Below are 23126 nucleotides of genomic sequence, written 5' to 3' on the forward strand. Positions count from 1 at the left end.
TCATCGCCGTACCGGCGGTCAGTCTGCCAAGGTGACGTCAGTGCGGCGCGGACGGCCATGGTCCGCACGGACCTCCGAGACCAGGGAAACAGGCCGGTATCCGGCCATGCGACCGGCGTTCTCACCGACCGGTCCCGCACACGGTGATCCGGCCCGGACGCGCGCGCGTGCGCGTAGGGGATCCGGTGCCGGGTCACTCCCGATGTCGCCGGGCGGTCCTCCCGTGGGGGGTGGGACCGCCCGGCGGCCACGCGCCACAGTTCGCACGGCAGTTCACTCCTTCACCCGACACGCCGTTCGACGGGTCCCGAACGGGTCCTGAAGCGCCGGAATTTCCCGATGCCCGTTTTCATCCGGCCCGTGCGGTGGACAATCAGGGGCATGAGCCAGCAGGGGGGTACGTCCGCCCGTCATGAGGACGACTGGTGGGGGCAGTTGTACGACGACTCCACCGAGGACACGGGGCCCACAGCGGCTCCTGATTCCCTGGACGACCGCTTCGCCTCGGCGAAGAGGACGGTGACGGGGCGAGGACGCGGAGAGCGGGGCCCCGCCCGCCCGGCACCCGCACAGGGCCCGCCCCGCGAACCGGCGGTCCCACCCCAGCGCACGTCCACACCTCCTGACATCCCGTCGCCCTCGCAGCCGCCGCCCTCGCCGGAACCGACGGCTGCGGCTACCACGCCGCCCGAGCCCCTGACCGCTGCCGAATCCCAGGCCCTGCCCGAGCAGCCCGCTGCCCCGGCGCCCACCGCGCTCACGAAGCCCCCGGGCGAACCGGAACCGCCCGAGCCACTCCAGGCACCCGAGGCACCCGAGTCGTCCGAGGCACCCGCCGACCCCGGACTGCCCGCCCTCACCCTCGACCCCGGACCGCCCGCCGCCACCACCCTCGCGTCCGCCCCGCCCACCTCCCACCCCGATCGCCCCGAAGCCCCCGCCCCGGTCACCGAGCCCGGCCTCCCCGCGGCCCTCACGGCTGCTCCACCCTCCTCATCCGTCGACTACGTCGGTTCCGGCCCCCCGACCTACGACGCCGAACCCACCGCGCTGCCCGCCGCCGACCCGGACGAACTCGGCGACCTGGTCGCCGACACCGTGCTGGACGGCGCCCGGTACGGGGCGTGCACCGTGCGGGCCGTCTCGCTGCGCGGGGACTCGGCGCGCTACCGGGGCGAGCCGCGCCGGGACGCGCTGCTGACCGCGCGCTTCGGTTCGGGCGAGCACGCGCTGGTGCTCGTCGCGATGGCGACCGGCGCGCGCGCCACGCCGGGCGCGCACCGCGCGGCGGCCGAGGCGTGCCGGCTGATCGGGCGGGCCGTGGGCCGCAGCCACCAGCGGCTCGGCGAGGACATCCGGGCGGCCCGGCGCGGCGAGCTGAAGTCCGGGCTGCACCGGCTCACCGACCGCAGCCTCGGCAGGCTCCGCGCGAGCGCGGTCGAGCAGGGCCTCGACCCGGAGGAGTACGCGGCGAGTCTGCGCTGTCTGCTGCTGCCGGCCGACCCGGCCTGCCGGACCCGCGTGTTCTTCGGCGTCGGCGACGGGGGACTGTTCCGGCTGCGCGGCGGCGAGTGGCAGGACATCGAACCACCGCTGCCGCCGGCCGCCGACCCGGGCGGTCCCGCCGGCAGGACCGCCGCCGGCTTCGGCTCGGCGCCCGCCGAGACCCCCGAGGGGGACCGGCTCACCATGGACCTCGGCATCCCGACCCCGCCGAGCCCGTACGAGCCCGCGCCCGCGCCGCCCCGCGCGCCCTTCCGGTTCCGCGCCTCGGTAGCCCGGCCGGGTGACGCGCTGGTGATGTGCACCGGCGGCCTGTCCGACCCGCTGCGCGGCGAGCCGGCCCTGTGCGCCTACCTGGCCCGGCGCTGGTCCTGCCCGGCCCCGCCCGGCCTCGCCGAGTTCCTCGCGGACGCCCAGGTCCGGGTCAAGGGGTACGCGGACGACCGTACGGCGGCCGCCGTGTGGGAGGCGTAGCGGCGGCCGGTGTGCCTCCATGGACCTGAGGCACGGGGGGCCTCCAGGCATCCGCGCACACCGAAGGGCAGTGGACAGGCATGGCCAAGCAGAACGTCGCCGAGCAGTTCGTCGACATCCTCGTCCGCGCCGGAGTACGCCGCCTCTACGGCGTCGTCGGCGACAGCCTGAACCCGGTCGTCGACGCCGTCCGCCGCAGCTCCGCCATCGACTGGATCCACGTACGGCACGAGGAGACCGCCGCGTTCGCGGCCGGCGCCGAGGCGCAGATCACCGGGACGCTGGCGGCCTGCGCCGGATCCTGCGGCCCGGGCAACCTGCACCTGATCAACGGCCTGTACGACGCCCACCGCTCCATGGCGCCCGTGCTCGCCCTCGCCTCGCACATCCCCTCCAGCGAGATCGGCCTGGGGTACTTCCAGGAGACCCACCCCGACCGGCTGTTCCAGGAGTGCAGCCACTACAGCGAGCTGATCTCCAGCCCCAAGCAGATGCCCCGGCTGCTGCAGACCGCCATCCAGCACGCGGTCGGGCAGCGCGGCGTCAGCGTGGTGTCCCTGCCGGGCGACATCGCCGCCGAGCCCGCCCCGGAGAGGTCCCAGCAGAGCGCGCTGGTCACCTCCAGGCCCACGGTCCGGCCCGGCGACGACGAGATCGACCGGCTCGCCCGGATGATCGACGCGGCCGAGCGGGTCACCCTGTTCTGCGGCAGCGGCACGGCGGGCGCGCACGCCGAGGTCATGGAGTTCGCCGGAAGGATCAAGTCCCCGGTGGGACACGCCCTGCGCGGCAAGGAGTTCATCCAGTACGACAACCCGTACGACGTCGGCATGAGCGGTCTGCTCGGCTACGGCGCCGCCTACGAGGCCACTCACGAGTGCGACCTGCTGATCCTGCTCGGCACCGACTTCCCGTACAACGCGTTCCTGCCCAATGATGTGAAGATCGCGCAGATCGACGTACGGCCCGAGGTCCTCGGGCGCCGCTCGCGGCTCGACCTCGCCGTGTGGGGCGACGTGCGCGAGACCCTGCGCTGCCTGATCCCGCAGGTGAGGGAGAAGACCAGCCGGCGCTTCCTCGACCGGATGCTGAAGAAGCACGCGGACGCCCTGGAGGGCGTGGTCCGTGCCTACACCCGGAAGGTCGACAAGCACATCCCGATCCACCCCGAGTACGTGGCCGCCGTCCTCGACGACATCGCCGACGACGACGCGGTGTTCACCATCGACACCGGCATGTGCAACGTGTGGGGCGCCCGGTACATCTCGCCCAACGGCCGCCGCCGGATCATCGGTTCGTTCTCGCACGGCTCGATGGCGAACGCGCTGCCCATGGCGATCGGCGCCCAGTTCACCGACCGCCGCCGGCAGGTGATCTCCATGTCCGGCGACGGCGGGTTCTCCATGCTGATGGGCGACTTCCTGACGCTGGTGCAGCACGATCTGCCCGTCAAGGTCGTGCTGTTCAACAACTCCTCGCTCGGCATGGTCGAGCTGGAGATGCTGGTCGCCGGCCTGCCCTCGTACGGCACGGCCAACGCCAACCCGGACTTCGCCGCCGTCGCCCGCGCCTGCGGCGCCCACGGGGTGCGGGTGGAGAAGCCCAAGCAGCTCGCCGGTGCGCTGAAGGACGCCTTCCGGCACAAGGGGCCAGCCCTGGTGGACATCGTCACGGACCCCAACGCGCTGTCCATCCCGCCGCGGATCAGCGCCGAGATGGTCACCGGGTTCGCCCTGTCCGCCTCGAAGATCGTGCTGGACGGCGGTGTCGGCCGGATGCTCCAGATGGCCCGCTCGAACCTGCGCAACGTCCCCCGGCTCTGAAGAACGGGCAACGGCGGTTTCCGGCCACATTCACGTGCGGTGACGGACAGGCGACACCGGGTTCCGGAACGGGGCGGGCCGCCGTCGCGGGCCACGCGTGGCACGGTACGGCGGGCCCGGCGGGCGCATGGGACGTACGGCGGCGTTCCGGTGCCGTACGAGGGGCCGCGCGAGGGGGCGTACCGCGGTGGCCGAACAAGCGGCCGTCGGCGCGGCACCATGACTGGCCGGGAGCCGGCTGGGCAAGCATCCCCGTGAACGTGTTCGACCACGAGGGGCAGGGCCGGCGGCGTGCGGGCGGGGGTCATGAAGAGGCAGGCGCGAGGGGGCGGTCCCGTGGCCATCGGGGCCTCCTCGGCGAGACCGGGGGGAACAGGGGATGTCGACGACGCCGGGGAGATACCCGGGGACCGGGAGGGCGGCGCGGTCCGGGCGCGTGCGCCCCGGCTGCGCCGCAGACTCGGCCGGGCCGATCTGAGGGCGGTGCCCGACGCGCGCCGTGAGCTGCGGGCGCTGCTGCGGGACTGGGGCAAGCCGGGCCGTTCCGAGATCGCGGAACTGCTCACCAGCGAACTCGTCACCAACGCGCTCGTCCACACCGACCGCGACGCCGTCCTGACGGCCGTCGTGGGAACGCGCGGCCTGCGCGTGGAGGTACGGGACTTCGTGGGTCGCACCCCGCGGGTGCGCACGCCCGAGCCGGACGGCGACACCCACGGCCGCGGTCTGCTGCTGGTGGAGTCCCTCGCGGACTCCTGGGGCGTACGGCCGCACGGCGTGGGCAAGTCGGTGTGGTTCGAACTCGGTGCCGAGGCGGCGTGAGCCCGGACGGCGTCCGGGAGCCTCCGGCAAACGGGGCGGGGCGTTACCCGTGGGTCACGCCCCGCCCCGTAGGACCACGGGCCCGCCGGCCCGCTTCGTACCCCTAGCCGAACTGCTGCTCCAGGTCCTTCAGCTTGCGCTCCAGGGAGTCCAGGCGCGGCAGGGCCATGGTGTCGTCCTCCGCGGTGAGGTCGACGGTCACCGTGCTGACCGGGTCAGCCGCCTTGCGGACCGGCTGGAGGGAGGGCCGAGAGCGTACGGGCAGTTGTTCCGGCGCGGATATGGCAGGCTCCGCGGTCGCCGGCGCCGGGCCGCGCTCCACGGCCTGCATCTCGGGCTGCCGGCCGAGGCCGCGCCCGACGAAGCCGCGGTGCCCCCGGCTGATCGCCTTCAGCTGGGCCCGCTCGACCCGCTGCTGCTCGCGGCGCCGCAGCCGGTTCTCCTCCTTGCGCTGCTGGTCCTCGCGCACCTCCTCGACCGCCTCGTCCAGGCTGCGCACGTTCTCCAGCAGCATCAGCGACCAGGCCTTGTAGGTCTCGCGGGGCGCCCGCAGCCAGCGGACGATGCGGATCTGCGGCAGCGGACGCGGGACCAGGCCCTGCTCGCGCAGCGCCGCCCGGCGGGTCTGCTTCAGCGCGCGGTCGAAGAGGACGGCCGCGGACAGGGACATGCCGGCGAAGAACTGCGGAGCGCCCGCGTGATCGATGCCGCGGGGCGCGTGCACCCAGTTGAACCAGGCCGCGGCGCCCGCGAAGGTCCACACGAGTATCCGGGAGCCGAGGGCCGCGTCACCGTGGCTGGCCTCGCGCACCGCGAGCACGGAGCAGAACATCGCCGCGCCGTCCAGACCGAACGGCACCAGGTACTCCCACCCGCCGGTCAGGCCCAGGTTCTGCTGGCCGAAGCCGACCAGTCCGTGGAAGGAGAGGGCGGCGGCGACCGCCGCACAGCAGAACAGCAGCACGTAGGAGGCGGTGCCGTACAGGGCCTCCTTGCGCCTGCGCCGCTCCTCGCTGCGCTCCCACGAGTCGTCCGCGCCCGCGCTCTCCCCGGAGGAGCGCTTGCCGCGCAGCACCGCCACCGCCGTCAGCATGCCCAGGAGCAGTACGGCGCCCGGAAGCAGCCAGTTCAGCGATATGTCGGTCAGTCTCATCACGGGTCCCTTGCATTGGGATAGGGCGTAACGCCCGCCATAGTGGCCCACTCCCGAGCGGCCTCACGGGGTTTCGGGGCAAGAGGCCGCCAAGGAAGCGCGAGAGGTGTCCCAGGGCGGCAATCTGCTCGAACTGCCGCGTGACGGGCGAGAGTTGAGTTCGAATAAGACTACCCGTACGGGTGGTTCCGCGGAAAGTTCCCGGGGCGGGTGAGGAAACTGTGAATGACCGGCCGGAGGGCGGGGGTGCTGCCCGGTCCCGGGGTGGAGATGATCTTAACGGGCCTCCGGGGTTTGACGTGCCGCCCGGGGCGCTTATCGTGCTTGACGGACGAGTAACAAGACGCCGGGAGGAGGACCCCGTGGAGCGGGACGCGCAGGGCTCCGCCGAGGCCGGGACGCCGGACGCCGTCCGGGTGCCGGCGCAGCGTGCCGTGCGGCGTTCCTCGGTGCGCGGGCAGATCCTGCACGCGCTGCGTACGGCGCTCGTGACGGGCGAGCTGCGGCCCGGCGAGGTGTACTCGGCGCCGGTCCTCGGGGAGCGGTTCGGGGTGTCCGCGACGCCGGTGCGGGAGGCCATGCAGCAGCTCGCGCTGGAGGGCGCCGTCGAGGTCGTGCCCAACCGGGGCTTCCGGGTCGTCGAGCGCGGGCCCCGCGAGCTGGCCGAGCTGGCCGAGGTGCGCGGGCTGCTGGAGGTGCCGGTGCTGCTGCGGCTGGCGCGGACGGTGCCGGCCGGGCGGTGGGGTGAGCTGCGGCCGCTGGCGCAGGACACGGTGCGGGCGGCGTCGACCGGGTGCGCGGCGACGTACGGGGAGGCCGATCGGGTGTTCCACGGGGCGATGCTGGCCCTGTCGGGCAACGCGCAGCTGGTGCGGGTCGCCGCGGATCTGCATCGCCGGGCCCAGTGGCCCCTGACCGCCGGCCCGGCCCGCGTCGACCTCCTGACCGACGCCACCCAGCACCTGTCCCTCCTGGAGGCCCTCACCACGTCCGACCTGGACTCGGCCCACACCCTCCTGACCACCCACTTCAGCACCTAGCCGGGACGCCCCCGGCGCGCGGCCCGGAGCGGACGAAACCTGCCCGGCGCGGGTGCTGACCGGGGGCGGGATCGCTCACCGGCGCTGCCAGGGTGCCGCTGCGCCCACCCGTGCCGCCCCAGCGGCACGGGTGCCCGCGGCTACGCGACACCTCCGCTCCGGGGTGGGTGCCGCCCCTGCCGCACGCACGCCCGCAGCTGGGGCGGCTACGAAGCCGACGCCAGGGGCAGCGCCCTGAAGGGGCGCGGGGAACTGCGCGACCAGCCACGATGCACCCGCACCCGCGCCCGGCCGCGCGCCCCGCCCCTGCCCCGCGCGCCCCGCCCCTGCTCTGCCGTCCCGCCCCTGCCCCGCGGGCACCGCACCCCCGAGCCGCCGGCTAGGCAGTGGCCGCCGGCGGAGCCAGCTGGCGGGCGAGCCAGGTGGGGACGCCGCCGAGGAGTCGGAACAGGCGCCGAGCCTCCTCGCGGAGGCGGGACGCCTCGGGGTCCGACTCGGTCTCCGCGAGGGACGCCAGCGCAGGCGCCGTACCGACCAGATATCCCAGCTCCTCCCGGATCCGCAGCGACTCCGCGAACCCGTGCCGCGCCTCCGCCAACTCCCCCTCCCGCAGGGCCAGTCCGGCCAGGTGACGCCAGGTGAACGACAGCAGCAGCGGATCCGCCTGCGCGGCAGCGCCCGCGTGCGCCCGCCGGTACGCCGCGCGAGCGGCCTGCGGCGACCGCGTAAGGTTCTCCGCGAGCAGCCCCCGCCGGAAGTCCAGCAGCGCCCGCCCCACCGCCCCCGGGGGGATCAGCGCGGCCGCCCGCCCGAGCGCGGCCCGCGCCTCGTCGGCCCGGTCCCGCACCCCGTGCACCGTAGAGGCGTACGCGAGCTGCCCGCGTTCGCAGGCCGCCGCCCCCCGCTCCTCGTCGTCGTGGGCCAGCGCCTCCGCCGTACGCAGCGCGTCCTCCGCGTCCTCCCAGCCCCGCTCGGTGTACAGGCACCGCTCCACCAGCAGCGCGGCCCGTTGCAGCGCCGCCGCCGGGGTGTCGCGCGGCAGCAGCGCCGCCGCGTCGGCCCAGCAGGCCCGCGAGCGCAGCCGCCACACCGCGGTCTGGAGAGGATCGTCACCGGCGGTCGTTCCGTTACCAGACATGGCGGTATGCGCCACGTTGCCCTCCCCGAGCACGCCATCGAGCTGTTGAGTGGTGGGCGCATTCCAGCACCGATCGGCGGGCCGGGCCAAGGGGGTGGGTGAAAGTTTTCACAAAGTGGCGGGCCGGAACGGGTGCCGGTCGGCCACCCCGACCCGTCGCCCGCCGGCCCCGCGACCTCAGCTCATGCGCAGCGCCAGGAAGAAATCGAGCTTGTCCTCCAGCCGCGACAGGTCCCGTCCCGTCAACTGCTCGATCCGCCCGACCCGGTAGCGCAACGTGTTGACGTGCAGGTGGAGCCGGGTCGCACAGCGCGTCCAGGAGCCGTCGCAGTCGAGGAACGCCTCCAGGGTGGGGATCAGCTCCGCCCGGTGCCGGCGGTCGTAGTCCCGCAGCGGGTCGAGGAGGCGCGCGGTGAAGGCCCGGCGGACGTCGTCGGGGACGAAGGGCAGCAGCAGGACGTGCGAGGCCAGCTCCTGGTGTCCGGCGGCGCACACCCGGCCGGGGCGGGCCGCCGCCACCCGGCGGGCGTGCCGGGCCTCCTCCAGGGCGCCGCGCAGCCCCTCCGCCGAGTGCACGGCCGCGCTGACGCCGAGCGTGAGCCGTCCGTCGCCGTCCAGGCCGGCGGAGAGCGGGTCGCGCACCGTGCGCAGCAGCGTGTCGGCGAGCAGGCCGGACTCGAAGCCGTCGTGCTCGGTGGTGACCGCGGGCAGCGGGACGAGGGCGATCGCCTCGTCGCCGGTGTGGGCGACGGCGATCCGGTCCGAGGGCTCGGGGCCGGTCGCGACCGGGTCGACGAGGATCTCCTCCAGCAGCGACTGCGCGACCGGGCCGCCCTCGACCTCGCCGCCGTCCCACTCCACGCGGGCGACGACGACCTGCCAGTGCGGGGCAGCGCCGAGCCCGGGGAGCAGCACCGGCGCGGCCACCCTCAGGCGCGCGGCGATCTCGGCGGGCGCCGCGCCGGTCTGCACCAGCTCCAGCACCTCCTGCGCGAGCCGGCGCCGCACCGTGCGCGCCGCGTCCCGGCGGTCCCGCTCGACGGCGATCAGCTGGGTGACGCCCTGCAGCAGGTCCAGGCGCTCCGCCGGCCAGTCGCCGGCGTCCGCCTCCACGGCGAGCACCCAGTCCGACAGGACCGTCTCGCGCACGTCCCGGGCCGCCTGCGGGGAGCGGCCCGAGGAGCGGACCGGGAACAGGGAGTACGTCGACCCGCCCTGCAGCACCCGGTGCGGTCCGCGCCGGCCGGTGCGGGCGGCGGCGAGGTGCTCGGCGGCGAGCTTGGCGCACGTCTCCACGGGCAGCGCCGGCCCCGACTCCTCGGAGCCGGCGATCAGCCGGCCGGTGGGGGAGAGCACCCAGGCCCGCAGGTCCAGGTCGGTGCCGAGCAGGTCCAGGACCACGTCCGGGCCGCCGCCCGCGGGCCCCGAGGTCATCATCCGCCGGTGCCGGTCCACCACGGCGGCCAGGTCACCGGCCCGCTCGCCGGACACCTGCCGTACGACGTGCTCGGTGATCGTCGCGAAGGCCACCGACTCGTGCACCGCGAACAGCGGCAGCCGGTGCCGCGCACAGGCCAGCAGCAGGTCCTCCGGCACATCGCCCAGCTCGGCCTCGCCGGCCGCCAGCCCGGCCACCCCGGCCTGCACCAGGATCCGTACGAACGGCTCCGAGTCACCGGCGTCCCGGCGCCAGGCCAGGCCGGTCAGCACCAGCTCGCCGCCGGAGAGGTAGCGGCTCGGGTCACGCAGGTCGGTGGTCATCACCCCGCGTACGGAGCGGTCCAGCTCGTCCTCGCCGCCGAGCAGCTTCAGGCCCAGCGCGTCCGTGTCCAGCAGTGCGCGCAGCCGCATCTCGTCGCCGCCGTTCTTTGTCTCGAAACCTACGATGGATCCTGGGGACGGACCGGAGGGGTCCGGCGCGCGGGCCGCGTGGGCCGTCCTGCGAGGCCGCCGGGGGTGTTTCCCGTGTTTCCTCGGGGAACCGGAGGGGCAGCCGACGACCTCCGTTCATACGAATCTACAAGACGATCGCCGTGGCCAGCCAACTCCTTCATGGTTTCCGTGACTGACCCGGTCGGAGCAGCGGACGGTGTACTGAGTCCACGCCGCGTAAACAGCACATGAACGAGCCGCGACCGTCACCGACGGATTGGCTCGATCTGTACGACTCACGAGCTGTACGACGCACGAGCCGAAGAAGAGAGCCGGTCATGGACTTCCTGCGCCCCGCCAGCTGGGAGGAGGCGCTCGCCGCTAAGGCCGAGCACCCCACCGCTGTGCCGATTGCGGGTGGGACCGATGTGATGGTCGAGATCAACTTCGACCACCGCCGGCCCGAGTACCTCCTCGACCTGAACCGCGTCGGCGACCTCACCGAGTGGGAGACCGGCCCGGACACCGTGCGGCTGGGCGCCTCCGTCCCGTACACCCGGATCATGGAGGAGCTGCGGACCGAGCTGCCCGGCCTCGCCCTGGCCTCGCGCACCGTCGCCTCCCCGCAGATCCGCAACCGCGGCGGCGTCGGCGGCAACCTGGGCACCGCCTCCCCGGCCGGCGACGCCCACCCGGCGCTGCTGGCGGCCGGCGCCGAGGTCGAGGCGGAGTCGGCCGCGCGCGGCACCCGCCTGATCCCCATCGACTCGTTCTACACCGGGGTGAAGCGCAACGCGCTCCAGCCCGACGAGCTGATCCGCGCCGTGCACATCCGGAAGGCGGACGGCCCGCAGCAGTTCTCGAAGGTCGGCACCCGCAACGCGATGGTCATCGCCGTGTGCGCCTTCGGCCTCGCCCTGCACCCCGAGACCCGCACCGTCCGCACCGGCATCGGCTCCGCCGCCCCCACCCCCGTGCGGGCCAAGGCCGCCGAGGAGTTCCTGACCGCGGCCCTGGACGAGGGCGGCTTCTGGGACAACGGCCGGATCATCACCCCCTCGGTCGCCAAGCGATTCGCGGACCTGTGCGCCGGCGCCTGCAACCCCATCGACGACGTGCGGGGCACCGCGAGCTACCGCCGCCACGCGGTCGGTGTGATGGCCCGCCGGACGCTCACCTGGACCTGGGAGTCGTACCGCGGCGCACGAGGCACCGCCCGTCAGCAGAAGGGAGGTGCCGCGTAATGCGCGTCAACCTCACCGTCAACGGACGCCCGCAGCAGGCCGACGACGTCTGGGAGGGCGAGTCCCTGCTGTACGTGCTGCGCGAGCGCCTCGGCCTGCCCGGCTCCAAGAACGCCTGCGAACAGGGCGAGTGCGGCTCCTGCACGGTCCGCCTGGACGGCGTGCCGGTCTGCTCCTGTCTGGTCGCGGCCGGCCAGGCCGAGGGCCGCGAGGTCGTCACCGTCGAGGGCCTCGCGGAATACGCCGCGCAGCGCTCCGGAACCTCCGAGCGGACCGGCGAGGACACGGAACTCTCCCCGGTGCAGCAGGCGTTCATCGACGCCGGCGCCGTCCAGTGCGGCTTCTGCACCCCCGGTCTGCTGGTCGCCTCCGACGAACTGCTGGAGCGCAACCCGAACCCCACCGACGCCGACATCCGCGAGGCGCTGTCGGGGAACCTGTGCCGCTGCACGGGCTACGAGAAGATCATGGACGCGGTCCGCCTCGCGGCCGCCCGCCAGTCCGAGGGGGCGTGAGCATGCCCGCGATCGGCGCACCGACGAAGATCACCCAAGGCTCCGGCACGAAGGGCGGCATCGGCGAGTCCACGCTGCGCCCTGACGGCACCCTGAAGGTCACCGGCGAGTTCGCGTACTCGTCCGACATGTGGCACGAGGACATGCTGTGGGGCCAGATCCTGCGCTCCACCGTCGCCCACGCCGAGATCGTGTCCATCGACACCGGCGAGGCCCTGGCCACCCCGGGCGTGTACGCCGTCATGACCTACGACGACCTGCCCACCGAGGTCCGCCATTACGGCCTGGAGATCCAGGACACCCCGGTCCTCGCCCACGGCAAGGTGCGCCACCACGGCGAACCGGTCGCGCTCGTCGCCGCCGACCACCCGGAGACGGCCCGCCGTGCCGCCGCCAAGATCAGGGTCGAGTACCGCGAGCTCCCGGTCGTCACCGACGAGGCCTCGGCCACCGGCCCCGACGCGGTCCTCGTCCACGAGCACCGCACCGACCACCACGCGGGCCACGTCCCGCACCCCAACATCGTGCACCGCCAGCCGATCGTCCGCGGCGACGCGGCGCGGGCCGCCGGGCGGGCCGACGTGATCGTCCGCGGCGAGTACACCTTCGGCATGCAGGACCAGGCCTTCCTCGGCCCCGAGTCCGGGCTCGCCGTACCGGAGGAGGACGGCGGCGTCCACCTCTACATCGCCACCCAGTGGCTCCACTCCGACCTGCGCCAGATGGCGCCCGTCCTCGGCCTGCCCGAGGACAAGGTGCGCATGACGCTGTCCGGCGTCGGCGGCGCGTTCGGCGGCCGCGAGGACCTGTCCATGCAGATCCACGCCTGCCTGCTCGCCCTGCGCACCGGCAAACCGGTCAAGATCGTCTACAACCGGTTCGAGTCCTTCTTCGGCCACGTCCACCGCCACCCGGCCAGGCTCCGCTACGAGCACGGAGCCACCCGGGACGGCCGGCTCACCCACGTGAAGTGCCGGATCGTGCTGGACGGCGGCGCCTACGCCTCCGCCTCCCCGGCGGTCGTCGGCAACGCTGCCTCCCTCTCCGTCGGGCCGTACGCCGTCGACGACGTCGACATCGAGGCGTACGCCCTCTACACCAACAACCCGCCCTGCGGCGCGATGCGCGGCTTCGGCGCGGTCCAGGCGTGCTTCGCCTACGAGGCGCAGATGGACAAGGTCGCCGCCGAACTCGGCCTGGACCCAGTGGAGTTCCGGCAGCTGAACGCCATGGAACAGGGCACGGTCATGCCGACCGGCCAGCCCGTCGACTCCCCGGCGCCGGTCGCCGAACTGCTGCGCCGGGTCAAGGCGATGCCGATGCCGCCGGAGCGCCAGTGGGAGTCCAGCGAGGGCGCCGATGTACGGCAGCTGCCCGGCGGCCTGTCCAACACCACGCACGGCGAGGGCGTCGTACGCGGTGTCGGCTACGCGGTCGGCATCAAGAACGTCGGCTTCTCCGAGGGCTTCGACGACTACTCCACCGCCCGGGTGCGCATGGAGGTCGTCGGCGGTGTGCCGGTCGCGACCGTGCACACGGCGATGGCGGAGGTCGGCCAGGGCGGTGTCACCGTGCACGCGCAGATCGCCCGCACCGAACTCGGCGTCACCCAGGTGACCATCCAGCCAGCCGACACCCGCGTCGGCAGCGCCGGCTCCACCTCGGCCTCCCGGCAGACCTACGTCACCGGCGGCGCCGTGCGCAACGCCTGCGAACTGGTCCGCGACAAGGTCCTGGAGATCGGCCGGCGCAAGTTCGGCAGCTACCACCCCGCCTGGGCCACCGCCGAACTCCTGCTGGAGGGCGGCAAGGTGGTCACCGACGGCGGGGAGGTCCTCGCCGGCCTGGCCGAGGTGCTGGAGGACGGATGCGTGGAGATCGAGGCGGAGTGGCGGCACCGGCCGACCGAGCCCTTCGACCTGCGCACCGGCCAGGGCAACGGCCACGTCCAGTACTCCTTCGCCGCGCACCGCGCCGTCGTCGAGGTCGACACCGAACTCGGCCTGGTCAAGGTCATCGAACTGGCCTGCGCCCAGGACGTCGGCAAGGCGCTCAACCCGCTGTCCGTCCTCGGCCAGATCCAGGGTGGCACCACCCAGGGCCTGGGGGTGGCGGTGATGGAGGAGATCATCGTCGACCCGAAGACCGCGAAGGTCAGGAACCCGTCGTTCACGGACTACCTGATCCCGACCATCCTCGACACGCCGACCATCCCGGTCGACGTCCTCGAACTCGCCGACGAGCACGCCCCCTACGGGCTGCGCGGCGTCGGAGAGGCCCCGACCCTGTCGTCCACCCCGGCCGTCCTCGCGGCGATCCGGAACGCGACAGGGCTGGAGCTGAGCCGCACACCGGTGCGGCCCGAGCACCTGACGGGGACCGCGTAACACCCCAGCTCTCCGGGCGGCGCAGGGAACGTCACACACTCCGCCGCGCCGCCCGGAGGAACCCTTTGAGTTCCGCACCGCTCGCGGTCCTTGAAGCACCAGGAAACACGTTCGTCTCGGGCCGTCCCCCGGGTCGTCCAATCCCAAATCCCGTGGCCGAACAAGGCGGTTGCACGGGGGCCCCTTTGAACCTTGGGAGTTGGCACCATGACCCAGCAGTCTGTGGAGCCGAGGACCCCTGCCGAAGACGCGGGCACCGGCTCACGCGTCCCGGCAGGGCGATCCTGGCTCGACCGGTACTTCCACATATCCAGAAGAGGATCCACGGTCGCGCGTGAGGTGCGCGGCGGCATCACCACCTTCATGGCGATGGCGTACATCCTCCTGCTCAACCCGCTGATCCTGTCCGGCAAGGACGCCGCCGGCGACACCATGGGCCAGAAGGCCCTGATCACCGCGACCGCGTTCGCCGCGGCCTTCACCACGCTGGTGATGGGCTTCGTCGGCAAGGTGCCGCTCGCGCTCGCCGCCGGCCTGTCCGTCTCCGGCGTCCTCTCCTCGCAGGTCGCACCCGAGATGACCTGGCCGCAGGCCATGGGTATGTGTGTGATCTACGGCGTGGTCATCATGCTGCTGGTCGTCACCGGCCTGCGTGAGATGATCATGAACGCGATCCCGCTCGCGCTCAAGCACGCCATCACCATGGGCATCGGCCTGTTCATCGCCCTCATCGGCTTCTACAAGTCCGGCTTCGTGCACCAGGGCAAGGCCACCCCGGTCGCCCTCGGTCCCGGCGGTGAGCTCGTCGGCTGGCCGGTCCTGCTGTTCGCCGGCACCCTGCTGCTGATCTTCCTGCTCCAGGCCCGGAACACCCCCGGCGCCATCCTGATCGGCATCGTCACGGGCACTGTCGTGGCCGCCGTCCTCAACGCCGTCGGCGTCATCGACCCCAAGCAGTGGGCCAGCGGCGCCCCCGAACTCCACGGCAGCGCGGTCTCGATGCCCGACTTCTCGCTCTTCGGGCACGTCGCGTTCGGCGGCTGGGGCAAGGTCGGCGTGATGACCGTAGGCATGATCGTCTTCACCCTGGTGCTCGCCGGGTTCTTCGACGCCATGGCCACCATCATCGGTGTCGGCACCGAGGCCAACCTGGCCGACGACAAGGGCCGTATGCCCGGCCTGTCCAAGGCGCTGTTCATCGACGGCGCCGGCGGCGCGATCGGCGGCGTGGCGGGCGGCTCCGGCCAGACCGTCTTCATCGAGTCGGCGACCGGTGTCGGTGAGGGCGCCCGCACGGGCCTCGCCTCGGTGGTCACCGGCCTGTTCTTCGCGGCCTGTCTGTTCTTCACCCCGGTCACCGCGATCGTCCCGCAGGAGGTCGCCTCGGCCGCCCTGGTGGTCATCGGCTCGATGATGCTGATGAACGCCCGGCACGTGGACTGGGCCGACCGCGCCACCGCGATCCCGGTCTTCCTGACCGTCGTCGTGATGCCGTTCACGTACAGCATCACCGCCGGTGTCGCCGCGGGCGTCATCTCCTACGCCGTCATCAAGATCGGGCAGGGCAAGGCGCGCGAGATCGGCGCCTTCATGTGGGGGCTGACGGCCATCTTCCTGATCTACTTCGCGCTCCACCCCATCGAGGGCTGGCTCGGCGTCCACTAGCCGGTCCGACCCGCACCCTCCGACCCGCTCCTGAAGGGGACCGACAGATGCTGGACATCGCCGACGAGCTGAACCGGTGGGTCGAGCAGGGCCGTGACTTCGCCGTCGCCACCGTGGTGGCCGTCGCCGGCAGCGCCCCGCGCGGGCCCGGCGCCGCCCTCGCGGTGGACGCCGGCGGCACGGCCGTCGGCTCGGTCTCCGGCGGGTGCGTGGAGGGCGCCGTGTACGAGCTGTGCCGGCAGGCGCTCCTGGACGGTCGGACCGTCCTGGAGCGCTTCGGGTACAGCGACGAGGACGCGTTCGCCGTCGGCCTGACATGCGGCGGCGTCATCGACATCCTCGTCACACCGGTCCGGGCGGACGGTCCCGCCCGGCCGGTGCTCGCGGCCGCGCTGGCCGCCGCCGCCCGTGGGGAGGCGGCGGCGGTCGCGCGGATCGTGTCGGGCCCGGCCGAACTGCTCGGCCGCGCCCTCCTCGTCCATCCCGACGGCACCCACCACGGCGGCTTCGGCGCCCACCCCGAACTGGACCGCACGGTCGCCGCCGAGGCCGCCGCCTTCCTGGAGGCGGGCCGCACCGGCACCCTGGAGACCGGCACGCAGGGCTCGCGCTGCGGCGCCCCGCTGACCGTCCTCGTGGAGTCCTCGGTCCCCCCGCCCCGGATGATCGTCTTCGGCGCCGTCGACTTCGCCGCCGCGCTGGTCCGCGTCGGAAAGCTCCTGAACCACCACGTCACCGTCTGCGACGCCCGGCCCGTGTTCGCCACGAAGGCCCGCTTCCCCGAAGCCGACGAGGTCGTCGCCGAATGGCCCCACACCTACCTGGAACGCACGCCCACCGACGCCCGTACCGTCCTGTGCGTCCTCACCCACGACACCAAGTTCGACGTACCGCTCCTCCGCCTGGCCCTGCGCCTGCCGGTGGCCTACGTCGGCGCGATGGGCTCCCGCCGCACCCACCTGGAGCGCAACGAGCGGCTCCGCGCGGTCGGCGTCACCGAACTCGAACTCGCCCGGCTGCGCTCCCCGATCGGCCTCGACCTCGGCGCCCGTACCCCGGAGGAGACGGCCCTGTCCATCGCGGCGGAGATCGTCGCCGCCCGCCGAGGCGGCACGGGCCGCTCCCTGACCGGCGCACACACCCCGATCCACCACGCGACACCGGAAGCCCCGACGACCCATATCAACCCGGCGGCCTGACGCCCCATCACTTCCTCATGCCCGCCTGAGGAGCCGGTTGGCCGCGCGCCCGAACACCACCCGGCCGACGCCGACCACGAGGCCGTCGAAGGCACCGGGCAGGAAGCGCAGCCGCAACTCCTCACGCCACACCACCCGGGTACGGCCGCCGGGCCCCGGGTGCACCTCGATCTCGGCCCAGCCCAGCACCACCCGGCCACGCTTCTCCAGCCGGCAACGCCCCGCCACCCCGTCCCCCGGCGGCTCCCAGACGGTCACCTCCATCACGTCGTCGAACCCGAGCGGCCCGACCCCCGACCGCGCCACGAACCGGGTCCCCACCCGGGTGGGCCCCGGCGTGACCACACGAACCCGCGTCAACGGCACGACGTCCCCATGCCGAGGCCACAGGGTGAGCCGCCGCCACGCCTCGTCGAGGGGAAGCGGCACGGTACGTTCAAAGAAGATCGTGGGCACGCGAATGATCGTAGGCAATCACGCCGGCCAACACATGAACTCAGGCCGCCAATGAAGCACGCGGCACCTGCGCTTCCCCAAGGGGTGCGGGGCTGTGTCGAGATGCGGCTCCGCCGCGTCGGCGCGATCAGCCACAGCGCACCCGCACCCGCACCCGCACCCGAAAACGCCCCGCGTCACCCCACTCCGAATATATAGTTCATATGTTCGAATGACGAGGTCGGCCGCGCACCCTGCACCCTCGCGGTAGCACCATGGAGGTGCGGGGAGGGACGGACCCGGCGGAGAGGATGCAGCCCATGCGCTTCCGGGACCGTGCCGCGGCCGGGCGGGAGCTTGCCGGGCTGCTCACGGACCTCGGTGAGCAAGGTGAACTGCCCGACCCGGTCGTCCTGGCCCTTCCCCGCGGCGGCGTCACCGTCGCCGCGCCCGTCGCCCGCGCCCTCGACGCGCCGCTCGACGTGCTCGTCGTACGCAAGATCGGTGCGCCTCGGCACCAGGAGTTCGCGGTCGGCGCGCTCGTCGGGGACGATCCGCCCCTCTTCGACCAGGACACCCTGGACCGCCTCGGCCTGACAAGGGAATCGCTCGCACCGCTCGTGGAGCGAGAGCGGTGTGAACTGCGCCGCCGGGAGCGCCGGTACAGGGGCGACCGCCCGCCGCCCGAACTGGGCGGCCGTACGGTCGTCGTGATCGACGACGGTCTGGCCACCGGCGCCACCGCCCGCGCCGCCCTCCGGCACGTCCGCCGCCGGGCGCCCGCCCGCCTCCTGCTGGCCGTCCCGGTCGGCGCCCCCGACTCGCTCGAACGGCTCGCCGCCGAGGCCGACACCGTCGTCTGCCCGTGCCGCCCGACCGGCTTCGCCGCCGTCGGCCAGTGGTACGACGACTTCGGGCAACTGTCGGACGCCGACGTGCTCGCCGCGCTGCACGGGTGCTGAGGATGCCCCGGCTCACCGAGGACGAGGCGCGGCGCAGGTTCACCTCGTCCCGCGTCGCCCGGCTGGCCACGGTCGACCCGGCGGGCCGGCCCCGCCAGGTGCCCGTCACCTTCGCCGCCGCGACCGGCCCGGACCGGCTGGTGACCGCCGTCGACCACAAACCCAAGAGCACCCGGCGCCTGAAACGGCTGGCCGACATCACCGCCCACCCGGCGGTGTGCCTCCTCGCCGACGCCTACGACGAGGACTGGGACCAGTTGTGGTGGTCCCGCGCCGACGGCGACGCCCGGATCCTCGCGCCGGGCACCACCGATCCGGCCGAACGGCAGGCGTACGACGCTGCCGTGGCGCTGCTGCGCGAGAAGTACCCCCAGTACCGGGACCGTCCGCCGGCCGGCCCGGTGATCACCGTCGCCGTCCGCCGCTGGAGCGGCTGGCAGGCGAGCACCTGAGAGCCGGGCGTCCGGGACCTCAGCCGTCCGTGAGCACGACGAGCCGGCGGGTCGACCGCGTCATCGCCACGTACCGGTCGACGGCTCCCTCGACCCCCGTGCCGAACGCCTCCGGTTCCACCAGGACCACCAGGTCGAACTCCAGCCCCTTCGACAACTGCGGTGTCAGCGAACGGACTCGGGGCGACGACGACCGGAACGCGGGAGCGCCGATCACGCACGCCACCCCCTCGGAATGCTCGGCCAGCCAGGCGTCCAGGACCGGCTCCAGGTCCGCGACCCGCCCGTGGACGACCGGCACCCCCGCGTCGCGCACGGACGCCGGCACGTTGGCGTCCGGCAGCACGGCCCGGATCACCGGCTCGGCCTCCGCCATGACCTCCCTCGGCGTCCGGTAGTTGATGCCCAGCGAGGCCACCTCGATCCGGTCGAGCCCGATCCGCTCCAGCCGCTCCCGCCACGACTCCGTGAACCCGTGCCGGGCCTGCGCGCGGTCCCCGACGACCGTGAGACTGCGGGACGGACAGCGCAGCAACAGCATCTGCCACTCCGCGTCGGTCAGTTCCTGCGCCTCGTCCACCACGATGTGCGCGAAGGGACCGGCCAGCGGATCGCGTTCGTCGCCGGGCAGGGCGTCCTCGTCGGCCAGCCGGTCCCTCAGGTCCCGGCCGCGCAGCATCGTCACCGCGCCCTCGCCGTCGTCGTCGGCCGCCAGCACGTTGTCGATGACACCCGCCATCCGCTCGCGTTCCGCGGCGGTCATCGCCCGCCGGCGGCGCTCACGCTCCGCCGCCCGCGGATCGCCCAGCCGCTGCCGGGCCGCGTCCAGCAGCGGCAGGTCGGACACCGTCCACGTCCCGCCCTCCGCGCGCCGCAGCCGCCGTACCTCGTCCGAGGTCAGCCACGGGGCGCACAGCCGCAGATAGGCGGGCACCGACCACAGGTCGCCCACCAGGTCGGCGGCTTCGAGCAGCGGCCAGGCGCCGTTCAGGGTGCCGGTCAGTTCCTGGTCGCGCAGCAGCGCCCGGTGGAACTCCTCGGGCGGGACCTCGCCGCCGTGCTTGTCCAGGAGGATCTCGGCCAGGGCCGACAGGATGCGCTCGCGCCCCTCGTTGTGCGGCGTCCCCGCGGCCGCCCCGAACGCCTCCGCCCAGTCCCGCGCGGTCAGCCGGACCTCGCCCCAGGGGGTGGTGACCGTCAAGCCCTCGGTGGGCGGCGCCTCGTAGAACCGTACGGCCGTCTCGACCGCCCGCACCATGTCCGCGGACGACTTCAGCCGGGCCACCTCCGGGTCGCTCTCAGCCACCGCGGCGGCCCCCTCGGCCACCAGGTCGCGCAGGGTGCAGGTGCGCACCCCCTCCTCGCCGAGGCTCGGCAGCACGTCGGCGACGTACGCCAGGTACGGCTGGTGCGGGCCGACGAACAGCACACCGCCCCGGCGCTGCCCGAGACGCGGGTCGGAGTACAGCAGATAGGCCGAGCGGTGCAGCGCGACGACCGTCTTGCCCGTCCCCGGACCGCCGTCGACGACGAGGGCACCACGGGAGCCCGCCCGGATGACGGCGTCCTGGTCGGCCTGGATGGTGGCCAGCACGTCCCGCATCCGCTCCGAGCGGTGGCCGCCCAGACTGGCGATGAACGCGGACTGGTCGTCGAGCGCGGCGCCGCTTCGCAGCCCGTCGGCGGTGAACACCTCGTCCCAGTAGTCGCTGATCCGGCCGGCGGTCCAGCGGTAGCGGCGGCGGCTCGCCAGTCCCATCGGGCGGGCGTGGGTCGCCGCGAAGAACGGCTCGGCCGCCGGGGAACGCCAGTCCACCAGCAGCCGGCGCCCCGCGCTGTCGGTGAGCCCGAGCCGGCCGACGTACACACGCTCGCCGTCGTCCGCGCCCACCATGTGCCCGAGGCACAGGTCCAGACCGAAGCGGCGCAGGGCGCGCAGCCGCGCGGTCAGCCGGTGGACCTCGGCGTCCCGGTCCATGGCCTGCCGGCCCACACCGCCCGGCGCCCGCCGCTCGGCCGCCAGCCGGTCCTCAAGCTCGGCGACCGACTGCGCGAGGCTCGCCGCGATCGCCGCGAAGTGCGCCTCGTCGGCGGCGATCAGCGCCGGGTCGGCCTTGTGCGAGAGACGGTCGGGAAGGTCGAACGCGCCTGCGGACGACGGTCCCTCCACAGACAACAGTGCACACACGTCGCAAAACTCCCAATTCCTCTGGATTCGGCGTCGGCCTGCGATTGTGCGGCACCAGGGGGGCCTTGCCGCAAGCCCCCCAGTGCGCTATAGGTTGTAAGTGGCGAGGAGTGGGCGTGCCGCCCGGTTCTCCTCCCTCACCCTCACCCCCGGCGGACGGCCGCCGCCCCTTCCCTCCAATCGTTCCCCGCCCGTCCCGTGCACACCGGTGGTACGGGAGAGGTACGCGGAGTAACCTCGGGTGACATGACGCGCACGGGGGAGCGAGCCGTCACATCGCTGTTACGGATGCCCAGTTGGATCGCGCGCATCGAGACACCCGACGAGGGGGTGATCGGCGCGGGTGTGCTGCTCGCGCCCGACCGCGTGCTCACCGCGGCCCACGTGGTCGTCCCCGGACAGCCCTACGTCGTGCACTTCGCCGGAGTCCCGGACGCCCCCTCCGTCCCCGCGCACGTCCTGCCGCAGGAGCACGTCCCGCAGCGCGAGGACCCCTTCGGGGACCGCAGCGGCGACCTCGCCCTGCTCCGCCTGGACGAGCCGCTGCCCGCCCAGCACACCACCTGGCTGTACCGGCGCGCCACCCCGCACGGACCGGTCAGCATGTACGGCTTCCCCGTCGGCGACGACGCGGGGCGCTGGCACGACGCCACCCTGGTCGGCGGCCGCGGCCGGGACAGCCAGGTCCAGCTGCGCCCCCGCACGGAGGGCGAACTCGCCAGCCCCGGCTTCAGCGGCGCCGGCGTCGTCGACCACGCCACCGACCGTGTGATCGGCATCGTCCTCAGCGTCGACGAGGGCAGGCCGACGGCGTTCACCTACATGAGCCCCACCGAGACCATCCTGCGTCACCTGCCGCAGGTCTCCGCCTGGACGTACGGCGCCGAAGCCGTCGACCGGACGCTGCGGACCGGAACCAGGGGCGCCGGCGGCGAACTCGACGTGGGGTTCGCCACCGAGCTGGCCTCCTGGTTCCGCGGCGAGGGCTGGCCCGTGCTCGTCACCGTCGTGCCCCCCCGCGGCCCGCGCGCCTGGACGCTGAAACGGGCGATCACCCTCGCCGACCGCGAACTGCGCACCGAGCGCAACACCAGCGCCTTCGACCACGACCCGCCCGAGACGGTCCCGCCGGCCGGCGGCCACGATCTCGCCCTGGACGTACGGGGCATGACGGCCGCCCAGGTCACCGACCGCATCGCCGAACGGCTCGGCGTCCGCGCGGACCCGCTCCCCGAGCGGCTCGGCGCGCTGCGCGTCCCGCTCGCCGCCGTCCTCGCCGGCATCGACGAGGCCGCCGAACCGGACGCCCTGCTCGGCCTGCTGGACCGGCTCACCCAGCAGGGCGCCCGGCTGCTGCTGGTGTTCCGGCACCGGCACGACCGCTTCGAACAGGCCGCGGAAGCCCTCGTACACCGCCCGCTGCGCGACCGCTGGACCCGCCTGAGCGACGAACTCGGCTGCATCCACGACGAGTTGGGCCCCGCCCTCGAAGAACGCCGGGACCGTGTCCTCCCCGGCCCCGACCCCGCCACGCTGCGTCTCCTGACCGAGGCCGAGGCCGCTGTACGCCGCACCCGCATGCTGAGCGCCTGGCTGGCCCACGCCCCCGACCGGGACCGCGAACCCCTCCGCGCCGACCTCCTGTTCACCTTCGAGGACGCCGTCGAGCGCCGCAGGCAACGCCTGGAGCAGGCGATCACCCTCCTCGACACCCGTCTGCGCCGCCGCGAGGAACTCCTCGGCCGCGTCACCGCCACCTGGCCCCTCTTCCGCGAGCGCAACGCCACCGACACCGACCGCACGATGAAGGCCTACCGCCTCTACGAAGAAGTCCTGGCCCACCTCCAGCAAACCCCCTGCGACCTGGACCGATCAGAAGCAGCCACCACCCACTTCCTCACCTACTGCACCACTCCGCCCCCCGGCCGGGAGGACCCGCCATGACCCCTCACACCCGGCCGGCGCCCTACCACGAAGGTGACTGCACCCGCCCACGGGCGCGGGGCTGTGCCGATTTGCGGCTCCGCCGCGCGGGCGCGACAAGCGCCCCGGTGCCTCGCAGCCGGCGTGACTGCAACCCCCTAGGGGCGCGGGGAACTGCGCGACAAGCCACCGACCACCCGCACCCGGCACACGCACCCGCGCCACCCCCCGCCCGCCTCCGCCGCGCGGGCGCGACAAGCGCCCCGGTGCCTCGCAGCCGGCGTGACTGCAACCCCCTAGGGGCGCGGGGAACTGCGCGACAAGCCACCGA

The 23126-nt window shown here is 73.7% G+C and carries 17 protein-coding genes; 12 read left to right on the top strand and 5 right to left on the bottom strand.

Features of this window, described 5'->3' with window-relative positions; genetic code table 11:
• Positions 1 to 381: 381 nt before the first annotated feature.
• The 3 genes from ABZ854_RS16830 (at position 382) to ABZ854_RS16840 (ending at position 4622) form a co-directional block, all read left to right on the top strand.
• Positions 382 to 1977: a protein phosphatase 2C domain-containing protein gene (locus ABZ854_RS16830; RefSeq protein ID WP_361210735.1), complete on the top strand. Its 1596-nt coding sequence runs from the start codon at positions 382 to 384 to the stop codon at positions 1975 to 1977.
• Positions 1978 to 2057: 80 nt separating this feature from the next.
• On the top strand, positions 2058 to 3800 hold the full coding sequence (locus tag ABZ854_RS16835) for a pyruvate dehydrogenase (RefSeq protein ID WP_361210738.1): 1743 nt from the start codon (positions 2058 to 2060) through the stop codon (positions 3798 to 3800).
• A 306-nt stretch (positions 3801 to 4106) separates the two neighbouring features.
• A complete protein-coding gene (locus tag ABZ854_RS16840) occupies positions 4107 to 4622 on the top strand; it encodes an ATP-binding protein (RefSeq protein WP_361210741.1) in 516 nt (171 codons plus the stop codon).
• Between the two features lie 103 nt (positions 4623 to 4725).
• Here the strand turns inward: ABZ854_RS16840 and ABZ854_RS16845 are convergent, their stop codons facing one another.
• Positions 4726 to 5775, bottom strand: coding sequence for a DUF2637 domain-containing protein (locus ABZ854_RS16845; RefSeq protein ID WP_361210743.1), 1050 nt, complete (start codon positions 5773 to 5775; stop codon positions 4726 to 4728).
• 416 nt (positions 5776 to 6191) lie between these two features.
• On the opposite strand from ABZ854_RS16845, the gene ABZ854_RS16850 reads away from it, so the two are divergent.
• The gene (locus tag ABZ854_RS16850; protein WP_361210799.1) at positions 6192 to 6815 is read left to right on the top strand and encodes a GntR family transcriptional regulator; all 624 of its coding nucleotides are present in this window, start codon (positions 6192 to 6194) and stop codon (positions 6813 to 6815) included.
• A gap of 379 nt (positions 6816 to 7194) precedes the next feature.
• Here ABZ854_RS16850 and ABZ854_RS16855 read toward each other — a convergent pair whose 3' ends face one another.
• Positions 7195 to 7953, bottom strand: coding sequence for a hypothetical protein (locus ABZ854_RS16855; RefSeq protein ID WP_361210746.1), 759 nt, complete (start codon positions 7951 to 7953; stop codon positions 7195 to 7197).
• A 177-nt stretch (positions 7954 to 8130) separates the two neighbouring features.
• Complete coding sequence (locus ABZ854_RS16860) at positions 8131 to 9804, bottom strand: PucR family transcriptional regulator ligand-binding domain-containing protein (protein ID WP_361210749.1); 1674 nt, start codon at positions 9802 to 9804, stop codon at positions 8131 to 8133.
• A 359-nt stretch (positions 9805 to 10163) separates the two neighbouring features.
• Between ABZ854_RS16860 and ABZ854_RS16865 the strand changes: the two genes are divergently transcribed.
• The 5 genes from ABZ854_RS16865 (at position 10164) to ABZ854_RS16885 (ending at position 16835) form a co-directional block, all read left to right on the top strand.
• Positions 10164 to 11069: an FAD binding domain-containing protein gene (locus ABZ854_RS16865; protein ID WP_361210752.1), complete on the top strand. Its 906-nt coding sequence runs from the start codon at positions 10164 to 10166 to the stop codon at positions 11067 to 11069.
• A complete protein-coding gene (locus ABZ854_RS16870) occupies positions 11069 to 11584 on the top strand; it encodes a (2Fe-2S)-binding protein (RefSeq protein ID WP_361210755.1) in 516 nt (171 codons plus the stop codon). The genes ABZ854_RS16865 and ABZ854_RS16870 overlap by 1 nt, the downstream gene beginning before the upstream one ends.
• 2 nt (positions 11585 to 11586) lie before the next feature.
• Positions 11587 to 13971, top strand: a complete 2385-nt coding sequence (locus ABZ854_RS16875; RefSeq protein ID WP_361210758.1) for a molybdopterin cofactor-binding domain-containing protein — start codon at positions 11587 to 11589, stop codon at positions 13969 to 13971.
• A 207-nt stretch (positions 13972 to 14178) separates the two neighbouring features.
• Positions 14179 to 15636, top strand: a complete 1458-nt coding sequence (locus ABZ854_RS16880) for an NCS2 family permease (RefSeq protein WP_361210761.1) — start codon at positions 14179 to 14181, stop codon at positions 15634 to 15636.
• A 47-nt stretch (positions 15637 to 15683) separates the two neighbouring features.
• Entirely contained in the window at positions 15684 to 16835 is a 1152-nt protein-coding gene (locus ABZ854_RS16885) for an XdhC/CoxI family protein (RefSeq protein ID WP_361210764.1), read from the top strand.
• 15 nt (positions 16836 to 16850) lie between these two features.
• Here ABZ854_RS16885 and ABZ854_RS16890 read toward each other — a convergent pair whose 3' ends face one another.
• Positions 16851 to 17291, bottom strand: a complete 441-nt coding sequence (locus ABZ854_RS16890; protein ID WP_361210767.1) for an SRPBCC family protein — start codon at positions 17289 to 17291, stop codon at positions 16851 to 16853.
• A 299-nt stretch (positions 17292 to 17590) separates the two neighbouring features.
• Between ABZ854_RS16890 and ABZ854_RS16895 the strand changes: the two genes are divergently transcribed.
• Both ABZ854_RS16895 and ABZ854_RS16900 read left to right on the top strand, forming a co-directional pair.
• Positions 17591 to 18232, top strand: a complete 642-nt coding sequence (locus ABZ854_RS16895; protein ID WP_361210770.1) for a phosphoribosyltransferase family protein — start codon at positions 17591 to 17593, stop codon at positions 18230 to 18232.
• Between the two features lie 2 nt (positions 18233 to 18234).
• Positions 18235 to 18684, top strand: coding sequence for a TIGR03668 family PPOX class F420-dependent oxidoreductase (locus tag ABZ854_RS16900; protein ID WP_361210774.1), 450 nt, complete (start codon positions 18235 to 18237; stop codon positions 18682 to 18684).
• Positions 18685 to 18703: 19 nt separating this feature from the next.
• On the opposite strand, the gene helR is transcribed toward ABZ854_RS16900, so the two are convergent.
• Complete coding sequence (gene helR / locus ABZ854_RS16905) at positions 18704 to 20854, bottom strand: RNA polymerase recycling motor ATPase HelR (RefSeq protein WP_361210777.1); 2151 nt, start codon at positions 20852 to 20854, stop codon at positions 18704 to 18706.
• Positions 20855 to 21118: 264 nt separating this feature from the next.
• Between helR and ABZ854_RS16910 the strand changes: the two genes are divergently transcribed.
• Complete coding sequence (locus ABZ854_RS16910) at positions 21119 to 22816, top strand: trypsin-like peptidase domain-containing protein (protein ID WP_361210780.1); 1698 nt, start codon at positions 21119 to 21121, stop codon at positions 22814 to 22816.
• Positions 22817 to 23126: the final 310 nt, after the last annotated feature.

Origin of the sequence: Streptomyces sp. NPDC047028 (assembly GCF_040644095.1) — a bacterium.
Classification (GTDB): Bacteria; Actinomycetota; Actinomycetes; order Streptomycetales; family Streptomycetaceae; genus Streptomyces.